General features: G+C 69.3%; 17 protein-coding genes. 9 read left to right on the top strand and 8 right to left on the bottom strand.

Annotated elements, in window-relative coordinates; genetic code table 11:
- Positions 1–16: 16 nt before the first annotated feature.
- On the bottom strand, positions 17–1180 hold the full coding sequence (locus CFB45_RS34220) for an aldose epimerase family protein (protein ID WP_089430111.1): 1164 nt from the start codon (positions 1178–1180) through the stop codon (positions 17–19).
- Positions 1181–1286: 106 nt separating this feature from the next.
- Between CFB45_RS34220 and CFB45_RS34215 the strand changes: the two genes are divergently transcribed.
- Complete coding sequence (locus tag CFB45_RS34215; RefSeq protein ID WP_089429540.1) at positions 1287–1964, top strand: hypothetical protein; 678 nt, start codon at positions 1287–1289, stop codon at positions 1962–1964.
- Between the two features lie 186 nt (positions 1965–2150).
- Here CFB45_RS34215 and CFB45_RS34210 read toward each other — a convergent pair whose 3' ends face one another.
- Positions 2151–3056, bottom strand: coding sequence for a helix-turn-helix domain-containing protein (locus CFB45_RS34210; protein WP_089429539.1), 906 nt, complete (start codon positions 3054–3056; stop codon positions 2151–2153).
- Between the two features lie 121 nt (positions 3057–3177).
- On the opposite strand from CFB45_RS34210, the gene CFB45_RS34205 reads away from it, so the two are divergent.
- On the top strand, positions 3178–4086 hold the full coding sequence (locus CFB45_RS34205; RefSeq protein ID WP_089429538.1) for a LysR family transcriptional regulator: 909 nt from the start codon (positions 3178–3180) through the stop codon (positions 4084–4086).
- Positions 4087–4254: 168 nt separating this feature from the next.
- On the opposite strand, the gene CFB45_RS34200 is transcribed toward CFB45_RS34205, so the two are convergent.
- The 4 genes from CFB45_RS34200 to CFB45_RS34185 form a co-directional block, all read right to left on the bottom strand.
- Positions 4255–5748 carry a mechanosensitive ion channel family protein gene (locus CFB45_RS34200; protein WP_089429537.1) on the bottom strand — a complete coding sequence of 498 codons (1494 nt, stop codon included), beginning with the start codon at positions 5746–5748 and terminating at the stop codon, positions 4255–4257.
- Between the two features lie 100 nt (positions 5749–5848).
- Positions 5849–6262, bottom strand: coding sequence for a DoxX family protein (locus CFB45_RS34195; protein ID WP_089429536.1), 414 nt, complete (start codon positions 6260–6262; stop codon positions 5849–5851).
- Positions 6263–6493: 231 nt separating this feature from the next.
- Positions 6494–8302, bottom strand: a complete 1809-nt coding sequence (locus tag CFB45_RS34190) for a winged helix-turn-helix domain-containing protein (protein WP_089429535.1) — start codon at positions 8300–8302, stop codon at positions 6494–6496.
- A 544-nt stretch (positions 8303–8846) separates the two neighbouring features.
- On the bottom strand, positions 8847–9284 hold the full coding sequence (locus CFB45_RS34185) for a DUF3331 domain-containing protein (RefSeq protein WP_089429534.1): 438 nt from the start codon (positions 9282–9284) through the stop codon (positions 8847–8849).
- Positions 9285–9652: 368 nt separating this feature from the next.
- On the opposite strand from CFB45_RS34185, the gene CFB45_RS34180 reads away from it, so the two are divergent.
- Positions 9653–10633, top strand: coding sequence for an alpha/beta fold hydrolase (locus CFB45_RS34180; protein WP_089429533.1), 981 nt, complete (start codon positions 9653–9655; stop codon positions 10631–10633).
- Between the two features lie 85 nt (positions 10634–10718).
- On the opposite strand, the gene CFB45_RS34175 is transcribed toward CFB45_RS34180, so the two are convergent.
- The gene (locus CFB45_RS34175; protein WP_089430110.1) at positions 10719–12287 is read right to left on the bottom strand and encodes an MFS transporter; all 1569 of its coding nucleotides are present in this window, start codon (positions 12285–12287) and stop codon (positions 10719–10721) included.
- Between the two features lie 83 nt (positions 12288–12370).
- On the opposite strand from CFB45_RS34175, the gene CFB45_RS34170 reads away from it, so the two are divergent.
- Both CFB45_RS34170 and CFB45_RS34165 read left to right on the top strand, forming a co-directional pair.
- A complete protein-coding gene (locus CFB45_RS34170) occupies positions 12371–13417 on the top strand; it encodes an HlyD family secretion protein (protein WP_089429532.1) in 1047 nt (348 codons plus the stop codon).
- Entirely contained in the window at positions 13414–14862 is a 1449-nt protein-coding gene (locus tag CFB45_RS34165; RefSeq protein WP_089429531.1) for an efflux transporter outer membrane subunit, read from the top strand. The genes CFB45_RS34170 and CFB45_RS34165 overlap by 4 nt, the downstream gene beginning before the upstream one ends.
- 25 nt (positions 14863–14887) lie before the next feature.
- On the opposite strand, the gene CFB45_RS34160 is transcribed toward CFB45_RS34165, so the two are convergent.
- Positions 14888–16159 (bottom strand): NAD(P)/FAD-dependent oxidoreductase, encoded by a 1272-nt coding sequence (locus CFB45_RS34160; RefSeq protein ID WP_089429530.1) that lies wholly within the window; start codon positions 16157–16159, stop codon positions 14888–14890.
- 232 nt (positions 16160–16391) lie between these two features.
- Here CFB45_RS34160 and CFB45_RS34155 point away from each other — a divergent pair, with 232 nt between their 5' ends.
- From CFB45_RS34155 to CFB45_RS34140, 4 genes are all read left to right on the top strand, one after another.
- Entirely contained in the window at positions 16392–16664 is a 273-nt protein-coding gene (locus CFB45_RS34155) for a UBP-type zinc finger domain-containing protein (protein ID WP_089430109.1), read from the top strand.
- Positions 16665–17000: 336 nt separating this feature from the next.
- A complete protein-coding gene (locus CFB45_RS34150) occupies positions 17001–18287 on the top strand; it encodes a c-type cytochrome (RefSeq protein ID WP_089429529.1) in 1287 nt (428 codons plus the stop codon).
- Complete coding sequence (locus CFB45_RS34145; protein WP_039362674.1) at positions 18284–18784, top strand: (2Fe-2S)-binding protein; 501 nt, start codon at positions 18284–18286, stop codon at positions 18782–18784. The genes CFB45_RS34150 and CFB45_RS34145 overlap by 4 nt, the downstream gene beginning before the upstream one ends.
- A complete protein-coding gene (locus CFB45_RS34140) occupies positions 18784–21045 on the top strand; it encodes a xanthine dehydrogenase family protein molybdopterin-binding subunit (RefSeq protein ID WP_089429528.1) in 2262 nt (753 codons plus the stop codon). The genes CFB45_RS34145 and CFB45_RS34140 overlap by 1 nt, the downstream gene beginning before the upstream one ends.
- Positions 21046–21063 lie beyond the last annotated feature (18 nt).

The following is a 21063-nucleotide window of genomic DNA, read 5'->3' as shown; positions in this document are numbered from 1 at the left end:
CGGGCCGCGCCCCGGCTCATCGCGCCCCCACCCGCCACACCGTCACTTCGTGCAGCGTCTCGCCGGGCTTGAGCACCGTCGTCGGGAATGCCGGATGATTCGGCGAATCGGGAAAATGCTCGGCCTCCAGCGCAAACGCATCGGTTTGCCGATAGACCGTCCCGCCCTTGCCCGCGACGCTGCCGTTCAATCCGTTGGCCGTATAGAACTGCAGCCCCGGCTGCGTCGTGTACACCTCGAGGAAACGCCCCGACGCCGGGTCGTAAGCGCGCGCGGCAAACGCCGGCGCCGGCTGGCCGCCCTGGTCGAGCACCCAGTTCTGGTCGTACCCATGCGCGATGACGAGTTGCGGATAGGCGTCGCGCAAATGCGCGCCGATCGGCGTCAGCTGGCGCAGATCCATCGGCGTACCCGCGACGCTCGCCAGTTGCCCGGTCGGAATCGACGTCTCGTCGGTCGGCGTGAAGCGCGAGGCGGCGATCTCGATCAGTTGCCGCTCGACGCTGCCGCCCGCCTGCCCGGCCAGATTGAAATAGCTGTGGTTGGTCAGGTTGACGACCGTGTCCCTGTCGGTCGTCGCGCGGTAGTCGATGCGGATCTGGTTGTCACGCGTCAGCGTGTAGGTGACGTCAGTCGTCAACGTGCCGGGAAAGCCGTTCTCGCCGTCGGGGCTCATGTAGCTCAGCGTGACGCTCGAACCGCTCGCGTCGCTGTGCGTACCGGTGACCGTCCATACCTTCGCGTCGAAACTGCCGGGGCCGCCATGCAACGTGTTCGGCCCGTCGTTGACCGGCAGCGTCCACGTCCGGCCATCGAGCGGGAACCGGCCGCCGGCAATGCGGTTCGCATACCGGCCGATCAGTGCGCCGAAATGGATGTTGCCGTTGTGCGCTTCGTAGTCGTGCAGCGAATCGAAGCCGAGCACGATGTCGGCAACGTGGCCGGTTCGATCCGGCACGTCGAGCGCGGTCACGATAGCGCCGTACGTGATGACTTTCAGCGTCACGCCGCGCTGGTTCGCCAGCGTGTACTGGCTCACCCGCTGCCCGGACGCGGTCGTTCCGTCATCCGCGCGGCTGATCGATACATCGGGCGCCGCCGAGGCGAGGTCTGCGTACAGCGCGAGCGCCCCGACCGCCCAGATCGCGAGCAGCGGGCAGCGCGGCCAGATTCGTTTCATGGCAACCTCCGATACGGTGCAATCCGTGCGCGTGCGCAAGCGGCATGCCTGCTCGCGGCCACGTTTGCTATGCTGCGCGCATCGCCCGCCCGAGCCGATCGCCGCCATGAACGCCCTCGATCCCGATATCGCGCGCACGCTGCGCGCCGCCTGCGACGCCTGCTTCGGCACGACGGCCGTGTGGCCGCTCGTCGAACGCGCGTACGGCGAGCCGCAGCGCTTCTATCACACGCTCGCCCATCTGGCGGAACTGTTCGCTCACCTCGCGCCGTATCGTGCGAACCCGCTGTGGCCGGCTATCGAGCTGGCCGTGTGGGCGCACGACATCGTCTACGCGACGACCCTGCCGGCGTATGCGGACAACGAAGCGCTCAGCGCGCAATGGCTCGCGCAGGTCACGCACGCGCGTTGCGACGCAGCCTGGTTGCATGCGCATGCATCGCACGTGTCCGTTGCCCGCGACCTGGTGCTGGCGACGAAGTCGCACCGGCTGCCTGACGGGTTCGCCGCCGATCCGGAATTGCAGCGCGCCGCGCAAATTTTTCTCGATGCCGATCTCGCGATCCTCGCGGCCGCACCCGACCGGCTGCGCGAGTACGACCGCGCAATCGCGTGCGAGTGGGCGCAGGATCCCGATGCACCGTCGGCAGCCTTCCGCGCCGGCCGGAAGCAGGCGCTCGAGCATCTGCGCGCGCAGGCCCCGTTGTTTCGATCGGCGGAATTCGCGCCGCTCGAGCCGCACGCGCAACGCAATCTCGACATGCTGATCGGCTTCTACGCATAAGCACCCTGCGCACACCGCTACAGGCGCGCGCTAATCCGGCCGGCGTGGCGCAAGCCGCGCGCCGCACGTGCGATCGCCGCTACCGCGCCCGCCCCGCACCCGGCCGAATCGAGCCGCGCAGGATGCACACCCTCCGATACCGGATGACGAAGCGAACCTCGCCTGCCCGGCCCCGCATCACGACGCTCAGGTATGGTCCGCGCGCCAGCGGCGAGGGCTGACGCCGGTCAGGCGCGTGAAGGTCCGCGAGAAGTGGCTCTGATCGGCAAAGCCGCACGCGTCGGCGATCATGCTCAACGGCAGGCTCGGATTGCGCATCCACTCCTTCGCCCGTTCGACGCGCTGCACGATGAGCCAGCGATGCGGCGGCAGCCCGGTGGTCTGGTGAAACGCCTTCACGAAATAGCTGCGAGACAGCCCGCATGCGCTCGCCACGTCGGCCAGCCCGAGGTTGCCGTCGAGATGCTCGAGCAGCAATTCCTTCGCACGGCGCGCCTGCGACGGCGTGAGTTTCCCGTACGTCTTTTCCCGTCGCTCGCTGACGCCGCCATAACGGTGGGCCACGTGCGCCTGAAACGCGAGGCCGACGTGATCGATGAACATCTGCGACGCCTCGCCCGGCCGCGCGAGCGCGGGCAGCAGCGACTGGCCGAGCGAGTGGATGATCGGATCGTGCGCGCTCAGGTGAGGCGGCAGGTAAAGCCGCGGCCGCTGCCGGCCGCCGAGGTCGTCCACCGTTTCCTCGAGCAGCGGGCGCGGCATGTGGAAATGCAGGCAGTCGAACGCGCCCTTCAGATCGGCTACCCAGTCGCGATCGAGATCGTAAACCGTGACCGTGCCCGCGCCGTAGGGCACGAACGGCGCGCGGCGGCCGTCGAGCCACAGATCCTGTTCGCCGAACGGGCGCAACTGCAACACGATGAGATCCGAATTCTCCAGTTGATAGGGCGCGGTGAGCCCGCTGTTGCGGCGCAGCGTCTTCAGCCGGACGATGCTGACCTGTCCCTTCGGCAGCGCCTGCGCGACGACGGTCTGCCTGACGTCGGCCGGGATGAAATCGGAAGAAGCGTTGTCCGCCTGACGCGCAGTCATGAGTGGAGACAAGCAAGTGAATGACGAGGCGTGTCAGTCTAGCAAACCACCATGACGCGCGCTGCCCTTCGTGCGGCACGCGCTGGTATGATGCGCCAGCCTCCTCCACCCGGAACTCGCGATGAAGCTGTCATTCGAAGCGCTCGAAGCACTGGATGCGATCGACCGTACCGGAACGTTCGCCGAAGCCGCGGAACTGCTGCATCGCGTGCCGTCCGCCCTGACCTACCTGGTACAAAAACTCGAGAGTGATCTCGGCGTCATGCTGTTCGACCGCAGCGGGAGACGCGCGAAGCTCACGCACGCGGGCCGCATCGTCGTCGAGGAAGGCCGGCGGCTCCTGCATGCGGCCGAACAGCTGGAGATGAAGGCGCAGCGTGCGCAGGAAGGCTGGGAAACCGAGGTCCGCATCTGTATCGACGAGATCCTGCCGTTCGATGCGATGTGGCCGTTCGTGCACCGGTTCTATGCGCTCGAGATGGACACGCGGCTGCGGCTGTCGACCGAAGTGCTCGGCGGGGCCTGGGACGCGCTGATCTCGCGCCGCGCGGATCTCGTCGTCGGCGCCGCCGGCGCGCCGCCCGAACTGCCGAACATCATCGCGCGCCCGATCGGCGCGCTGAAACACGTGTTCGCCGTTGCGCCGACCCACCCGCTCGCCGCGCTTCCCGAGCCGCTGTCGATGGCAACTGTCGTCCGGTATCGCGGCGCGGTGATCAGCGATACGTCGCGCGAACTGCCGCCGCAATCGGTTGCGATCGACGCGGGCCAGCCGACGCTCGCGGTGCCGACGCTCGCGGCCAAGCTCGATGCGCAATGCGAAGGGCTGGCGGTGGGCACGCTGCCGGAATGCATCGCCGCCCGCGCGATCGCCGACGGCAAGCTCGTCGCCCGCAGCGTGACCGGCATGCGCGACACCACGCATTGCTATCTCGCCTGGCGCAGCGACGAGGCCGGCCGTGCACTCCTGTGGTGGGTCGAGCAACTCGATCGCCCCGACCTCGTCGATCGCCTCTTGCAGCTCGCGTGATCGCGCCGTCCGTGCGCCGCGCGCACGCGTGCTGTCTGCCTTCCGGCCTTCCCGCCTGAACGACCTGACTCGCCTGAACGCTTGCAACGCGCCGGCCCTTAGCCGCTGCGCTTGCCCGGGCGCGTGGTTCGGCGCCAGCGAAGGTCACTGACCGCGGCGCGACCCGCGTCAGACGATCGAATCGTGCACGCGCTTCATTTCCTTCTCGAGCCACGCGATCAGGCTGAATGACGCGTGCGCCTTCTCGACCGGCGGGATCATCATCCTTTCCTCGGCCGCGATGTGCTCGGTGACCGATTCACACATCAGCCTGCCGAGCTCCGGCTTCCTGCGGATCAGCGCCGACAGGTCGTCGCTGCGCAGCTGCAGGACGGTCATCGCGGTCACCGCATGCACGGTCGCATGCAGGCGCGTGCCGGCCAGCACGACCGATTGCCCGATCGCATCGCCGGGCGCCATGCGCCGCACCTCGACGTCGCCCGCCGGGCCCGGCACGAATACGGCCGCGACGCCGGATTCGACGATCGTCAGCACGCGCGTATCCGAATTCGACGCATAGATCACGTCACCCTGGCCGAACGAACGCGGGACCAGCGCATCGGCCAGCGCGGCGAGATCGTCGCCGTCGACGCGCGCGAACAGGTCCACCGCACGCAACAGCAGCAACCGGCGCGACACGTCACGTCGATCGTGCCCGTCGCGCCCGTCCGGCGCCGCTGCCGGCGCGGCGCTCGCGAGCGGCCGCCACGCGGTGCCTGCCGCGGCCAGATGCCGATGCGCGAGATCGTACAGCGCGTTGCGCACGGCCGTCGTCTTCTGCAGCGCGTCGACGTAGCCGAGGAGCTCGTAGCGGATCGCGTTGGTGCCGAACGCCTTCACGACGGCAACCGGCGCGGGGCGCGCGAGCACGTCGAGCGAACTGGCCGCCGCGCGCTCGAGCGCGCCGACCACGACCGCCGGCCGCACCGCGGGATCGACGTCGAGCGTGAGCGTCACGCCGTGCAGGCCGGACGGTTCGCTGAGGTTCACGATGGTGGCGCGGGCCGCGGCGCTGTTCGGCACGACGACCAGGTTGCCGAGGCTGTCGATCAGCTTCGTCGCCCGCCAGTTGCTCTCGACGATCCGCCCTTCGATTTCGCCGATCGACACGGTGTCGTTCAGCCGAAACGGCTGCGCGGTATTCAGCACGAGCCCGGAGAATACGTCGTTCAGCGTGTTCTGCAGCGCGAGACCGAGGATCACCGCCACGGCGCCGGACGTCGCGACGACGCCGCTCAACGGCAGGCCGAGCACGTAGCCCAGCGCGGCGACCACGGCCGCGCCGAACACGACGCCCGCGGCGATGTCGTGAAAGAGCCGCTGGCTGCGCCACGCGGGCGGCAACAGCAGATGATCGAGCAGCAGGCTGAAGACGATCGCGCATTGCAGCCACCACGCGATGCAGATGGCCTGGAGCGCGACGCGATCGAGGCCGGTGGCCGACGCGGGAACGGCGAGCGGGCTCACGCCGTGCGCGAACAGCACGGCGGTCAGTGCGGCGAACGCCGCGCAGCGCCACACCGCCCGCGTCGCGCCGCGACCGCGTCCGAACAGGCGCCACGCGACGAGATCGGCCAGCACGATCGGCGCGCCGTAGAGCGCCGTGTCGGAGAGATTCAGCATATCGGAACGAAACGGAACGGAACGATGGCGACGGCAGCGTGACGGTCGGTTCGCCGTCGCTGCGACGGGATGATGGGCGCGGGCGACGCCCGCCGCCACGCTACTCGCGCCGGCGTACCACGCCCGGCAACGCATACCGGCCGGCGCCCGCGATCGCGATCGTGCCGAACAGGATCAGCAGCATCCACGCGAACTGCGCATCGCGCAGCGACCAGTCGGGGTGGACGAACACCAGCGCGACGAGCGTGATGATCATCACCGGCAGCGCGGCCAGGCGCGGCCATACGCCGACGATCATGAAGATCGGGCACACGACTTCCGCGAAGATCGCAAACAGGATCGACAGCGTGCGGCCGAGATGGAACGGATCCTCGATGGCGGCGGCTTCCGACGTGTAGTGAAACACTTTGGGCAAGCCGTGAACCACGAGCAGCAGCACGCTGGCGGTGACGCGCAGGAACAGCAGGCCGAGGTCGGCCGCGTGGCGGGAAAGGTCGGATTCGGGAAGTTTCATGCGGCGGTTCGTCCGGTTGGGCGGGTACGCGGCGGCGCAGGTGGCACCGCACGCGTCGCGACGCCCGCGTGGCGAATGGCGTCGCGATATCTCGGCGCGCGCACAGGGTCGCCACGCAAGCGTGCCGGAATGGCCGCGCCTTACGCACGCAATCTACGCGTGCCGCGTGCCCGTGTCCTTGAGCCGCGCTGAAACGTTCTGAAGCGCGGCAGGCACACCGCCCATCCGCCGTCAGCCGTCGCGCGCCGGCAGCTCCGCCTCGGCCGCATCGAAGCCGAGCGCGTGCACTTCCGACCACGCGTCGTGCACCGCCTGCGTCGATCCGGCCGTATGCGCGAGCGCCGCCGCATAGGCGGCGAGCAAGCGCACGCGCGCATCGGCGGCCTCTGCCGTGGTGTCGGCGTCGCGCATCGCATCGAGCGCCACGCGCGCCCGTTCGCGGCATTCGTCGACGAGCGACAGGTCGAACAGGCAAGGCACCGCGACGGCCGCGAGCGCGACGCCGAGCGCCGCATCGCCGTTCGCCGAGAATGCCCAGTCGAGCGCGGCACGCAGGTTGCCGAGCTCACGCCGCACCGCCTCGAGTTGCGTGGAGCCGCCATGATCGCTGCCCCGCGCGCCGCCGCCATGCGCCGCTTGCCGGAACAACTCGAGGAAATAGCCGGCGTGCGCACGCGCGGCCGCCGCGCCGTCGCCGTGCGCGTCGAGCTGCTGCTGCGCATACGCGCGCGTGGTCGTCAGCAACCGGTAGCGCGGCGCGCCGTGCGCGGTCTCGAGGATCAGCAGCGATTTCGACACGAGGCCCGCGATCGTATCGAGCAGGTCGGCGCCGGCCAGCCCGTTCGGGCCGACCACCGCGCGCACGGCCTCGATCGAGAAACCGTCGCGGAACACGCCGAGCCAGCGCAACAGCAGGCGCTCGGCATCGCCCAGCAGCCGGTCGCTCCAGTCGTACATCGCCTGCAATGTCTGATGGCGCGGGAGCGCGGTGCGGAAACCGCCCGTCAGCAGCCGGAAATGATCGTCGAGATGGGCCGCCAGCACGTCGATGCCGAGCACGGCGGCACGCGCCGCGGCCAGTTCGATCGCAAGCGGCAGACCATCGAGCCGGCGGCAGACCGACGCCATCAGCGACAGGCTGCGCGCATCGAGCGGAAAACGCGGATCGGCCGCGCGGGCGCGTGCGGCGAACAACTGCACGGCGCTCGCGCGCATCGCATCGTGTTCGGCCGCGCCTTCGTCCGGCACGTCGAGCGGCAGCACCGGGCACACGCGCTCGCCGTGGATGCGCAGCGATTCGCGGCTCGTCGCGAGCACGCACAGCCCGTCGTCCGCATCGGTCAGCGCGCTCGCGATCCGCGCCGCGGCATCGAGCAGGTGCTCGCAATTGTCGAGCACGAGCAGCATCCGGCGGCGTGCGACCGCGGCGAGCACCGCTTCGAGAGTCAGCGCGCCGGTCGGCTGCGCGATGCCGAACGCGCCCGCGAGCGCATCCGGCACGAAGCGTGGGCACGCGACCGTCGCGAGCGACACGAACACGGTGCCTTCGGGAAAACGCGCATCCGCGCGCGCGGCCGCCTCGATCGCGATTCGCGTCTTGCCGATGCCGCCCGCGCCGACCAGCGTCACGATGCGTGCGTCCTGCAACGCGGCCAGCACCTCGCCGACCATGCGTTCGCGGCCGAACAGCGCGCCGGGCGCGGCGGACGGCCGCGACATCGCGGGGCGCACGGGCGCGCCGCCGTCGTCATGTTGCTCGATGACGAGCCGATAGCCGCGGCCCGGCACCGTCACGATCAGGTTCCGGTCGTCGGCCAGCGCCTTGCGCAGCGACGCGATGTGCACCTGCAGGTTGTTTTCTTCCACCACGGTGTGCGGCCACACGCGCTGCATGATTTCGTCTTTCGATACCAGTGCGCCGTTCGCCCGAATCAACAGCTCGAGAATCTCGAATGCGCGGCTACCGATGCGCAACAGCTTGCCGTTCGAACGAATTTCACGTCTGTCGAGAAAAACGTGAAGTGTTCCAATTCGGATCATCGCAATTTCTTGATGGTGACATTCAACGGCGCACGGTTTAAACCGCGCGCCGGTTTCGCGTCAATGCTACGGTATTTACGTAGCAGAATGATTCAAATTATCAGAATGAAGCGATCGAATTTTTTGAAATGACGAAAAATTCCGTGACGACGTCGTGTGGCAAGCGTGTGGCCCTATGCACCCGAATGCGGCAAGAGGAGCACGGCGGCGCACGATTCATGTGCGAATTGCCGATTCGCTCGTAAATATGATTTTCATATATCAGACGATATGCTTGCCGGTTCGGGAAAATTCGACGTATTTTCCGTTTGATTCGGCCGGTCGATCGAATGCGCGCGGGCTCCACCTATCGCGCCAGTAGATCATTGCTCCGTTTCGATAGCGGAATGATTCCCGCTTCGAGCAGCCGTGCGATCGGGCAGGTGCAAACTGCGGCCATTCGTCGCGGTATCGACAAGCGTGTCGCAGTCGCCTCCGTTCCGAGATTGATGGCGTCACGACGTACCGCGCCGGTCGCAACCGATGCCACGCCGCGCTGCCGGCGTCATGGCCGGGACTGTCGCGCGGCGAACACGTCGAGCGCCGACGCCAGAATCATCTCGCGGCAGTTCGCCGGCCGTTTCGCGCCGCGCCACTGGGGCTTGTAGATGGCATCGCCGACCCGGATCGGCCCGCCGGTGAGCGCGCACCGCCCAATCCCGCGCGCCTTCGCGCTGATCCAGCGCTGCTCGTCGTAGCGGCAGTGCGTCGGGTCGCTCCACGACACCAGCATCGACGAATCGGTCTGCCGCTCGGCGGTGACGATCGCGCTGCGGCGGCGGATGTCGCCGCTCGACGGCGTCGGCGCGTCGCCGCGATGGCCGCGGCGCGGGCCGTCCGCCTGTCGCGCGCGCGGCATCGGCATCGGCATCGACCGGAGGCCCGCCACGGAAGGCGGCCCGAGCAACGTGATCATGTGCTCCCAGCGATTGAAGGCATCCATGGCGGCATATCCAGGCGAGTGACGGGCGGTGCGGGTATCGGATCCGTGCGCGCGGCGCGAAAGGTGCGCGGATGATCCGATGTCGACGATAGTCGCCGCGCGCTGAAGAGTCCCGGTCGCGCGCTTAATTTTTCTGCAGCCCGGCGAATTTCCGTCCGTGGCGCGGCGCGTTCAAGAAAATTCAGCCTGATTTCAGTACGGCGCGCGGCGCACCGCGATACGCTCCCGACGGCATTCGTTCGCCCACGCGGCACGAACCGACGTGCGACGACGCAAGCGGACCGGCTGCCGGCGGGATGGCCGCGGCCGGTCGTCACCGATCCACCATCCCGCGCGGCATCGTTGCGCCGCATATTTCAGGAGTCCAGATGCACCCCGTACAGACCGACGCCGTTTCGTCGGCGCGCCGCCGCGACATGCTGCTTGCCGGCGCGACGGCCGTCGCGGCCGCCGCGCTGCCCGCGATGGCGGCCGCGGCCGGCACCCCCGCCCGCAGCGCCTCTTCAGCCCACCCAGGAGCCCATTCGATGAACACGATCACCACCCAGGACGGCACGCAGATCTACTTCAAGGACTGGGGCACCGGCCGCCCGGTCGTGTTCTCGCACGGCTGGCCGCTGTGTGCGGACGCGTGGGACGCGCAGATGCTGTTCCTCGTGCAGCACGGCTATCGCGTGATCGCGCACGACCGTCGTGGCCACGGCCGGTCGAGCCAGCCGTCGCACGGCAACGACATGAACACGTACGCGGACGACCTGGCCGCCCTGCTCGACGCCCTGGACGTGCGCGAAGCCACGCTCGTCGGCCACTCGACGGGCGGTGGCGAAGTGGCGCGCTACATCGGCCGCCACGGTACGAAGCGCGTGGCGAAGGCCGTGCTGATCGGCGCGGTGCCGCCGCAGATGGTGAAGTCGCCGACCAACCCCGGCGGCCTGCCGATGGAGGTGTTCGACGGCATCCGCAAGAACGTCGCCGAGAACCGTTCGCAGTTCTACAAGGATCTCGCGGTGCCGTTCTTCGGGTTCAACCGCCCGAACGCCAAGCCGTCGCAGGGCACGATCGACGCGTTCTGGTCGCAGGGCATGATGGGCGGCATTCACGGCCAGTACCTGTGCGTGAAGGAGTTTTCCGAAGTCGACTACACGGACGATCTCAAGAAGATCGACGTGCCGACGCTCGTGCTGCACGGCGATGACGACCAGATCGTGCCGATCGACGATTCGGCCCGGCTGTCGTCGAAGATCGTCAAGCACGCGCAGTTGAAGGTGATCGAAGGCGGGTCGCACGGCATGTGCGTCGTGAACGCCGATCGCATCAACGCCGAGCTGCTCGCGTTCCTGCAGGCGTAAGCGCACCGTCTGCCGTCGCGGCGCGCATGCCGCAGCGGCAGACGTGCCGTTCAGGATTTTTCAGAAAAATTCAGCCGCGCCGCGCTCACGGCGAGCGCACCGGCCGCAGCAGGATGCCGATCAGCGCACCGGCGAGCGCGCACGCCATCGCCACGCGGAAATTGTCGGCCAGCGCGAGCGTGGTCGCCTGCACGCGCACCGCCCGATCGACGAGCGCGTAGGCGGCCTGGTTGCCGGTCGCGACCGTGGCGCCGTGCGCAACCAGCGACGCCGCGCCGGCGCGCAGCCGCTCGAGCGTCTCGGGATCCGACAGCGACACATGCAGACCGACGAGATTCGAATGGGTACCCTCCCTGATCCGCTGAATCACCGCGATCGACGTCGTGCCGAGCTGCCCGCTCAGCAGGCGCGTCGTCTGCACGACCGCGCCGAACGTCAGCGCGTGTTCGGCCGTCACGTGCTTGCCGAAGAAGAAGATCACCGACGTCAGCGCCATCGTCTGCCCGAGCGCCTGCAGCAGTTGCGACGGAATGAAGTCGGGTTCGGCCCACGCGGACGTGAGGCGCGCACCGAGCGCGAAGGCGAACGCCACCGTCACGAAGCCGGCCACGATCAGCCGGCGCGGATCGACGCGCTGCAGCAGCAGGGCGACGCAGGGTGCGAACAACAGCTGCGGAATCGCGATCCAGCGCAGCGTATCGCCGATCTGCAACGGCCGCAGGCCGTAGGTGCTGGCGAGGAACAGCGACGGGATGAAGCTCGTATTGAGCACGGTGAAGCGCACGAGACCGACGAGCACGATCAGCAGCGCGACGTTCGGCCGCGCGAGATAGCCGAGATCGAGGCCCGCGCGCGGCGACGCGAGCTCATGGATCAGGAACGCGGCGACCATCAGGACGCCGAGCGCAAGCAGCGCGACGATCAGCGGCGACTGCAGCCAGAACAGCCGTTCGCCCTGGTCGAACGCGACGCACAGGCACGCGAAGCCGCCGGCGCCGAGCAGCATCCCGCGTGCATCGAGGCCGGACGCGAAGCGCTTGACCGGCTCGTCCGCCAGCGACAGCAGCAGGCACGCGATGAACGGCACCGTCAGCACCGCGTTCTGCCAGAACAGCCAGCGCCAGCTCAGGTGTTCGCTGTACCAGCCCTCGAGCGTGGCCGACAGGTTCAGCGACATCTCGAGATTCATCGCATACGCGGCGATGCCGAACGCAATGAGGCGCGGCGGCAGCGTCCGGACGACGAAGCCGACCGTCAGCGGGACGAACACGCCGGACGCGAGCCCCGCGATCGCCTGGAACACGACGAACGCGCCGAACTGCGTGCAGAGCGGCAGCACGGTTTCGGCGCCGAGAAACACGACGGCGCCCGCGACCAGCACGCGGCGCGTGCCGAACATGAATGCCGCGGCGATCGCCAGCGGCCCGACGAACATCTGCGACGCGGTAAACGCGGTGTTGATCCACGCGCCTTCGTCGACGCCGACGCCGAGCGCGCCGCGCACGTCGGCGAGCCCGAGCGACGTGATGCGCGAGGTCAGCGTCGCGATGATCGCGCCGAGCAAGACTGCCGCGATCGCGGCGATCGAGCGGAACGTCGGGATGTCCGGCGCCGCCGCCGGCGCGGCACGACCGGTTGCAAACGTGGTGTTCATCGTCAAGCGGCTCCCCGCTGTCAAGCTGGCGCAAGCATAACGCGATGCATCGAACCCTGCCCGTACGATGGAGTTTGTCGACCATGACCTCACCTTCTGCCGATACGCCGGCCGCTTCGCCGCCGCCGACCGCCGCGCCCGTTCGCTCGCGCCGGCCCGCGATCGTCGCGATCGCCGCGATCGCGCTGCTGCTCGTCGGATTGCTCGTGTACGAGTTCGACGCGCGCGATCGCGGCACCGACGACGCATATGTGACCGGCCACCTGCACGTGATCTCGCCGCGCGTGGCCGGCACCGTCGAACGCGTGCTCGTCGACGACAACCAGTTCGTGCACGCGGGCGACGCGCTCGTGCAGATCGACCGGCGCGATTTCGACGTGCGGGTCGCCGCGCAGCGCGCACGCGTCGCCCAGGCACATGCCGATGCGAGCCGCGCACACGCGCTGATCGAGCAGGCGGACGCGGCGCTCGTGTCGGCGCACGCCGATGCCGACAAGGCCGAACTCGATTACGCGCGTGCACGCGAACTGACCCGCGAGACGCCGCGCGGCCTGTCGAAGCAGGAGTTCGATGCGGCCGATGCCGCCCGCAAGTCGGCCCGCGCGCGCGTCGCGGCGGCCGATGCGCAACGGCGCAGCGCCGTCGCCGCCGCCGAGGCCGCCGATGCCGCGGCGAGCCAGAACGATGCCGAGTTGCGCGACGCGCTGCTGCAGCTCGGCTACACGGCGGTCGTCGCGCCGTCGGACGGCTACGTCGGCAAGAAGACCGTCGAGACGGGCGAGCACGTCGCCCCCGGCCAGGCGCTGCTCACACTGGTCGAGCCACACCCGTGGATCGTCGCGAATTTCCGCGAGACGCAGCTTCGCCGCGTGCGCGCCGGCGATGCCGTGCAATTGCGCTTCGATGCGCTGCCGCAGCGTGTGTTCACCGGCCGCATCGACAGCCTGTCGCCCGCGACGGGCGCCCAGTTCGCATTGCTGCCGCCCGACAATGCGACCGGCAATTTCACGAAGGTCACGCAGCGCGTGCCCGTGAAGATCCTGCTCGACGGCCCGGCCGCGACGGAGCCGCGCATCCGGCCCGGGCTGTCGGTCGTCGTCACGCTGCAACCCGGCGGCGAATCGCGATGAAGCGCGCCGCCGTCGTACTCGCCGCCTGCCTGCTCGCCGCTTGCTCGATCGCGCCGCAGCCGCTCGCGCCCGTGCCGGTCGGACGCGACGAGTTCCGCCATGCCGATCCGTCGACCAATACGTCGACCGATGCGCGCGCGCCATCGCTCGCTGCGTGGCCCGCGTGGTTCGGCGACCCGCAGCTCGGCACCCTCGTCGACGCCGCGCTCGCGCACAACCTCGATATCCGCGCGGCGGCCGCACGCGTCGACCAGGCGCAGGCGCTGCTCGGCGTGCGCGATGCCGCACTCGCGCCGACCGTGCGCGTCGACCCGTCGTTCAGCCGCACGCGCGTATCCGGCACGGTCGACAACGCGCTGCCGAAGCGCACGATGCACAACTGGTCGGTTCCCGTCGCCGCGAGCTACGAAGTCGATCTATGGGGCCGCTTGCGCGGCGGCGCCGACATCGGCGAACAGAACGTGCTGCAGGCGGCGGCCGATCGCGATGCGGTGCGTCTGCGGGTGGCGACCGAAGTGGCCGTCGACTACCTGACGCTGCGTTACGTCGACGACGATCTCGTGACGCTCACGCGCGCGATCGGGCTGCGGCGCACCGCGCTCGACGTGATCGCCGCCCGCGTGCGGGCCGGCGCGGCGAGCGATCTCGACGGGCTGCGCGCGTCGGCCGATCTCGATACCGCGCATGCCGATCTCGCGGAGAGCCGCCGGCTGCGCGAGAACCTCGTCGACGCCATCGCGGTGCTGACCGGCGTGTCGCCGACCGCGTTCGACGTCGACGCGCGCCCCGTGCCCGTGCAAGTGCCCGACGTGCCGGCCGGGCTGCCGTCCGCGCTGCTCGCCCAACGCCCGGACGTATTCGCGGCGGCACGGCGCGCCGATGCGGCGTCGCTCGAGCTGGGCATCGCGCGCACCGCGTGGCTGCCGACACTGACGCTGACCGCCGACGGCGGTTTCGCCACCCGCGACCTGCGGTCGTTTCTCGACCGCAACAGCTCGCTGTGGAGTCTCGGCGCGAACGTCGCGCTGACGCTGTTCGACGGCGGCAAGCGCGAGGCGATGGTGGCGGCCGCGCGGGCCGGCATGGACGCAGCCGACGCGAACTATCGCGCCACCGCGATCGGCGCGTTGCGCGACGTGCAGGACGCGCTCAACGACATCGCCGCGCAAAAGGAGCGGATCGTGCGCTACGACGACGCGGCGCGCGCGACGGATGCGGCGGCGCGGCTGTCGCTGAGCCGTTATGCGCATGGGTACGTCAGCTATCTGGAAGTCATCGACGCCGATCGCGATGCACTGAATGCGCGACGCCAGCTGATTCACAGCCGGCAGGCACTGGCCGTCGCGACGGTGAGTCTCGTGCGTGCGTTGGGCGGCGGCTGGACACCGCCGGCGCGCGCCGCCCGGGACGGATTGCGCGACGCGACGCAGGCGGACGCACGATGAATCCATCGAACGGCCCGCACCTGCGTCACGCGCTCGCGAGCCGATACGCATCCTCGCCGAGAAACCGGTGCACGAAGGTCACCGCCATCGCGCCTTCGCCGACCGCCGACGCGACGCGCTTGACCGATCCCGATCGCACGTCACCGGCCGCGAACGATCCCGGCACGCTGGTTTCCAGGTGATACGGCCGTCGTTCGAGCGGCCACACGCGTTCGAACGCCGGACAGTCGTACAGGTCGCCGCCGGTGACGAGATAACCGTCCGGATTGCGAATGATGTCGGTGTCCTTCGCCCAGTCGGTATTGGGCGCGCCGCCGATGCACACGAACAGGCGCGTGGCCGGCAGCCGTTCGCGCGTGCCATCCGCCGAGCGAAGCTCGATCGCGTCGAGCCAGCCGTCGCCGTGCAGCGCGGCGACGCTCGACCGGTAGCGGACCTCGATGTTCGGCGTGCGCTCGATCCGGTCGATCAGGTAGCGCGACAGCGTGTCCGCGAGCGACGCACCGCGCACGAGCATCGTCACCTGGCGCGCATGCCGCGAGAAATTCATCGCGGCCTGGCCGGCCGAATTGCCGCCGCCGACGATGAACACCTGCTCGCCCGCGCACATCGGCGCTTCGCTCGACCCGGCGCCGTAGAACAGCCCCGCATTCAGAAACGCCGGCTCCTCCGGCAGCCCGAGGCTGCGATATTCGATGCCGGTCGCGCAGATGTTCGCGCGCGCGACCAGGATCGACCCGTCGGCGAGCTCGACGCGGATCTTGCCGTCGACGAACGTCGCATGCACGCCCTCGCGCATCGTCAGCAGTTCGACGCCGAACTTCACCGCCTGCTCGCGCGCGCGTTCCGCGAGCGCCGCGCCCGGGATGCCGTCGGGGAAGCCCATGTAGTTCTCGATCAGCGAACTCGTGCCGGCCTGCCCGCCTATCGCGCCGCGCTCGATCACGACCGCGCGCAGCCCTTCGGACGCCGCGTAGACCGCCGCCGACAGCCCGGCCGGCCCCGCGCCGTAGATCGACACGTCGTATTCGACGAAGCGCGGGCGCGCGACCCAGCCGAGCCGCGCGGCGATCTCGGCCAGGGTCGGCTGGTACAGGCGCGAGCCGTCCGGAAAGATCACGACCGGCAGCCGGATGTCGCGCAGCGGCGCGATGCCGAGCACCTGCGCGCAGTCGGCGTCGGAGGTCAGCTCGCACCAGTCGTACGCAATCATGCGCCGCTGCAGGAAATCGCGGATCGCGTACGCGTCCCTGCTGCGCGGCAGACCGACGATCCGCACGTGTTGCGGTTGATCCATGAGCGCCTCCCGATGATGTCGATGTCGATGTCGGATGCGGTTCGGCCGGTGCCGCGGCGTGGCCGAACGCATTCGCGACTGTACGCCGCCGCCGCGCGCCGCGCGGGCCGCTTCATGACAATTAAGGTCCGGCCGCGACGCGACGCTGCACAATGCCGCGTATCCCTCCCGCTTGCGGCCGCGTGCCGGCCACGCCGCGAGCGTCGCTCCCGCGCCGGCATCGGAGCGCAAGATGGCCAACGACTGTACGCATCTCGACGAAGCACGCGTGTTCGACACCGACAAGGACTACTGTGAGGAATGCGTCAGATCGGGCAGCGGCTGGGTGCATCTGCGGATGTGCCTGAGCTGCGGGCACGTCGGTTGCTGCGACTCGTCGCCGAATCGCCATGCGAGCCGGCATTTCCGTGACACCGGCCACCGGCTCGTTCGCTCGATCGAACCCGGCGAGCGCTGGATCTGGTGCTACGCGGACGAAGTCGTCGCCGGCGAGATTCCGTCTTGACGTGACGCGCGGGGCCGCCGCGACACGGCGCGCCCGTCATCCGCCCGCGCGCCGCGGCCCGGCTGATCCGGGGCCGGACACCGTTCAGAACGTTTCAGCGCCGCTTCAGGCCATGATCGCGGCCTCTGCGTAGACTGCGGTCACGAGCTGCCGCGCAGGACGGCGCTCGGCGCCCGTTATCGACTGCTGGAGTGACAACTTGATTCCCGTCGCCAATCAACGCCGCGCCGCAAGACGGTCGCGGCCGCATCGGACGGCCACGCACGGCCGATGCGCATCGTCCGGTGTTGCCGCGCATCGCATCACTTGCGCCGCACCACTTCGCCTGGAGCGCGCATGAAGCACAAACGACTCTGGATCGGCGCGGCCGGCATCGCGATCGCGGGCATCGCCGTCGCGATCGGCATCATGATCCGGCCGTCGATCGCGCCGATCGATCCGCCCGCCCCTGCTTCGTTCGATCCGCAACTGGTGCGCGCCGGCGCGCGCGTCGTCGCGCTCGGCGACTGCGTCGTGTGCCATACCGCGAAGGACGGCAAGCCGTTCGCCGGCGGCCTGCCGCTGGCGACGCCGTTCGGCACGATCTATGCGACCAACATCACGCCGGATCCGGAAACCGGCATCGGCCGCTGGTCGCGCGACGCGTTCGCCCGTGCGCTGCGCACCGGGATCGGGCGTAACGGCCAGCCGCTGTACCCGGCGTTTCCGTACATTCATTTCACGAAGATGTCGGACGACGACATCGCCGCCGCGTATGCGTACCTGATGACCCGCACGCCGGTTCGCGCGACGACACCCGCCAACGACCTGATATTTCCGCTGAACTTCCGGCCGCTGGTCGCGTTCTGGAACGTGCTGTTCCTGCGCGAAGGCGCGTCTCAACCCGACCCCGCGCAGTCCGCGCAATGGAACCGCGGCAGGATGCTCGTCGACGGGCTCGGCCATTGCGCGTCGTGCCATTCGCCGCTGAACGCGATCGGCGGCGAGCAAAGCGGCCGCGCATTCGACGGCGGCATCGTCGACGGCTGGGAAGCGCCACCGCTCAATACGCTCGGCCATGCCGCACGGCCGTGGACGCAGGCGCAGCTCGTCACGTACCTGCGCACCGGCCGCGCGAGCGAGCACGGCGCGGCGGCCGGGCCGATGCTGCCCGTCACGCGCGATCTCGCGACGGTGCCGGTGGAGGACGTGGAAGCGATCGCCGCGTACATCCTGTCGATCCAGAAGCCGGCGAACGGGCATGCGACCGCGGCCGCCGCACCGGCCGAACGCGCCGCGACGACGCCCGCCGCGCAGCGTGGCGCGGTGCTGTTCCAGGCATCGTGCGCGCAGTGCCACGGGCCGGCCGCGCCGATGCAGTCGATCGGCGAGCGGCCGACGCTCGCGTTCAGCACGGCGGTCAACGCCGATACGCCGCGCAATGCGATCCAGATGATGTTCAACGGCATCGGCTGGCACGGCGAAGACACCTTGAACTACATGCCGTCGTTCATCGACCAGTACGACGACGCGCAGATCGCCGATCTCGCCGCATACGTGCGCGCGACCTACACCGATCGCCCCGCATGGTCGGGCATCGACGCGCTCGCCGCGAAGCTCAGAAAAGAGGACACCGCCCGATGATTACCCTCACCGTCAACGGCGTGCGGCACACGCTGGACATCGATCCGTCCACGCCGCTGCTGTATGCGCTGCGCAACGACCTGCACCTGCACGGCGCGAAATTCGGCTGCGGCCTCGGGCAATGCGGCGCCTGCACGGTGATCGTCGACGGCAAGCCGACGTTCTCGTGCCTGATGCCGGTGGCCGCGGTCGGCGCGCGCAGCGTGCGCACCATCGAGAGCCTCGGCACCGCCGAGCATCCGGGCCCGCTGCAGCGCGCGTTCGTCGAGCATCAGGCCGCGCAGTGCGGCTACTGCATCGCGGGAATGATCATGCGCGCGCAGGCGCTGCTCGAGCGCAACCCGAAGCCGACCGAACAGGAACTGCGTACGCATATGGAGCCGAACCTGTGCCGCTGCGGCACCCATATGCGGATCCTCGCGGCCGTGCGCTCGGTCGCCGGGCTGCCGCCCCCGGAACCCGCCTCCGCCCCCGTTACGATCAGCAAGGGACTTTGATGAATGCTCACGACGATATCGACGAAGGCCGCCGGCATTTCATCGTCTCCGGCGCGCTGTTCGTCGCGTTCACGCTCGCGCCTGCGTCGCGTGCGGCCGCGCAGTTGGTGATCGCCGACGAAGGCGCCGCCGTGCATGTGGCGAAAGCCACGCAGGCGCTCGCCGGCAGCCTGAAGACCAATCCGCTGCTCGACGCGTGGATCAAGATCGCGCCGGACGGCAAGGTCACCGTCTTCACCGGCAAGGTCGAGCTCGGCACCGGCGTGCGCACCGCGCTGCTGCAGGTGGCGGCCGAAGAACTCGACATGAAGCCGTCACTGATCACGTTCCTGACGGCCGACACCGGCGCGTCGCCCGACGAAGGGTTGACCGCCGGCAGCCACACGATGGCCGACAGCGGTTCCGCGCTGCTGAACGCGGCCGCGCAGGTGCGTGCGCTGCTGGTGGCAGGCGCGGCGAAGCGCTTCGGCGTCGAAGCGCGCACGCTGACGACCGCCGACGCGGTCATCAAGGCGCCCGACGGCCGCACGATGACCTACGGCGACGCGATCCGTACCGTCGACCTGCATCGCAGCGCCGCGCCCACGTCGCCGCTGAAGAGCCCGGCGACGTTCACGGTGATCGGCACGTCGCTGCCGCGCATCGACATCCCGAACAAGGTGACGGGCGGCGTCAGCTACGTGCAGGACATGGAATTGCCCGGCATGCTGCACGCTCGCGTCGTGATGCCGCCGGTGTACGAAGCGAAGCTGCTGTCGTTCGATGACGCGGCGATCCTGAAGCTGCCGGGCGTCGTGCGGATCGTGCGCAACGGCAGCATGCTCGCGGTGGTCGCGCAGGGCGAATGGCAGGCGGTGGTCGCGCAACGCGCGCTGGCCGCCGCGTGCCGCTGGTCGCCCGGCCGCAAGCTGCCCGATCGCGCCACCGTGCATGCCGACCTGAAGCGGATCGCAACGCAGCGCATCGAGATCGCCAACACGCACGCGGCCACCGCGCCGGCCGTGAAGACGCTCAATGCGACGTTCCTGAAGAACTACCTGCTGCACGGCTCGATCGGGCCGTCGTGTGCGGTCGCGCATCTCGAGAACGGGGCGATGACGGTGTGGACCCACTCGCAGGGCGTCTATCCGCTGCGCGACGCGCTGGCCGAGATGCTGTCGATGCCGAAGGCGAGCATCCGCTGCATTCATACCGAAGGATCGGGCTGCTACGGGCACAACGGCGCGGACGACGCCGCCGCGCACGCGGCGCTGATCGCCGCCGCGATGCCCGGCAAGCCGATTCGCGTGCAGTGGATGCGCGAGCAGGAACATACGTGGGACCACTTCACGCCGGCGATGGTGACCGAGGTCAGCGCTTCGCTCGACGCGAGCGGCCGCATCGTCGACTGGAACTACGCGCTGTGGAGCAGCTCGCACAACGAGCGGATCGTCAACGCCGGCCGGCTGCTGCCGGCGCGGATGCTGGAGCCGCCGTTCGTGCCCGCGCCGTCGACGCCGATGCTGCAACCGGAGGGCGGCGCCGATCGCAACGCGATTCCGCTGTACGCGTTGCCGAACCAGCACATCGTGAACAACTTCTCGCCGACGATGCCGCTGCAGACGTCCGCGATGCGCTCGCTCGGCGCACACACCAACGTGTGGGCGATCGAAAGCTTCATGGACGAACTCGCGCACGCGGCCGGTGTCGATCCGGTCGAATTCCGGTTGCGCCACATGGAAGATCATCGCGCGCTTCAGGTGATCAAGCTCGCCGCGACGCACTTCGGCTGGCCGCGGCCGCCGCGCGCGCGCAACCGCGGCGTCGGCTTCGCGTTCGGCAAGTACAAGAACCTGATGGCGTACGTCGCGATCGCGGTCGAGGTGTCGGTCGTGCCGGAAACCGGCCAGGTGACGCTCGAGCACGCGGAAGCCGCCGTCGATGCGGGGCAGGTCGTGTCGCCGGACGGGATCCGCAACCAGATCGAGGGCGGCATCGTGCAGGCCGCGAGCTGGACGCTGTACGAGGCGCTGAAGTACGACACCGAACGGATTCGCAGCTTCGACTGGAGCAGCTACCCGATCCTGCGCTTCTCGGCCGCACCGCGGAGCGTGAAGGTCCACCTGATCAATCGCCCGGGCGCGCCGTTCCTCGGCGCGGCCGAGGCGTCGATGGGGCCCACCGCCGGCGCGCTGGCCAACGCGATCTTCGACGCGACCGGCCAGCGCATGCGCGAAATGCCGTTCGCCGGCGACGCGCTGAGACGACGCATCGACGCATAGCGATCCGGTCGCCCCGAT

The organism is Burkholderia sp. HI2500, assembly GCF_002223055.1.
Taxonomy (GTDB): domain Bacteria; phylum Pseudomonadota; class Gammaproteobacteria; order Burkholderiales; family Burkholderiaceae; genus Burkholderia.
The sequence above is the reverse complement of the archived record's forward strand: the minus strand, read 5'-3'. Positions and strand labels throughout refer to the sequence as shown.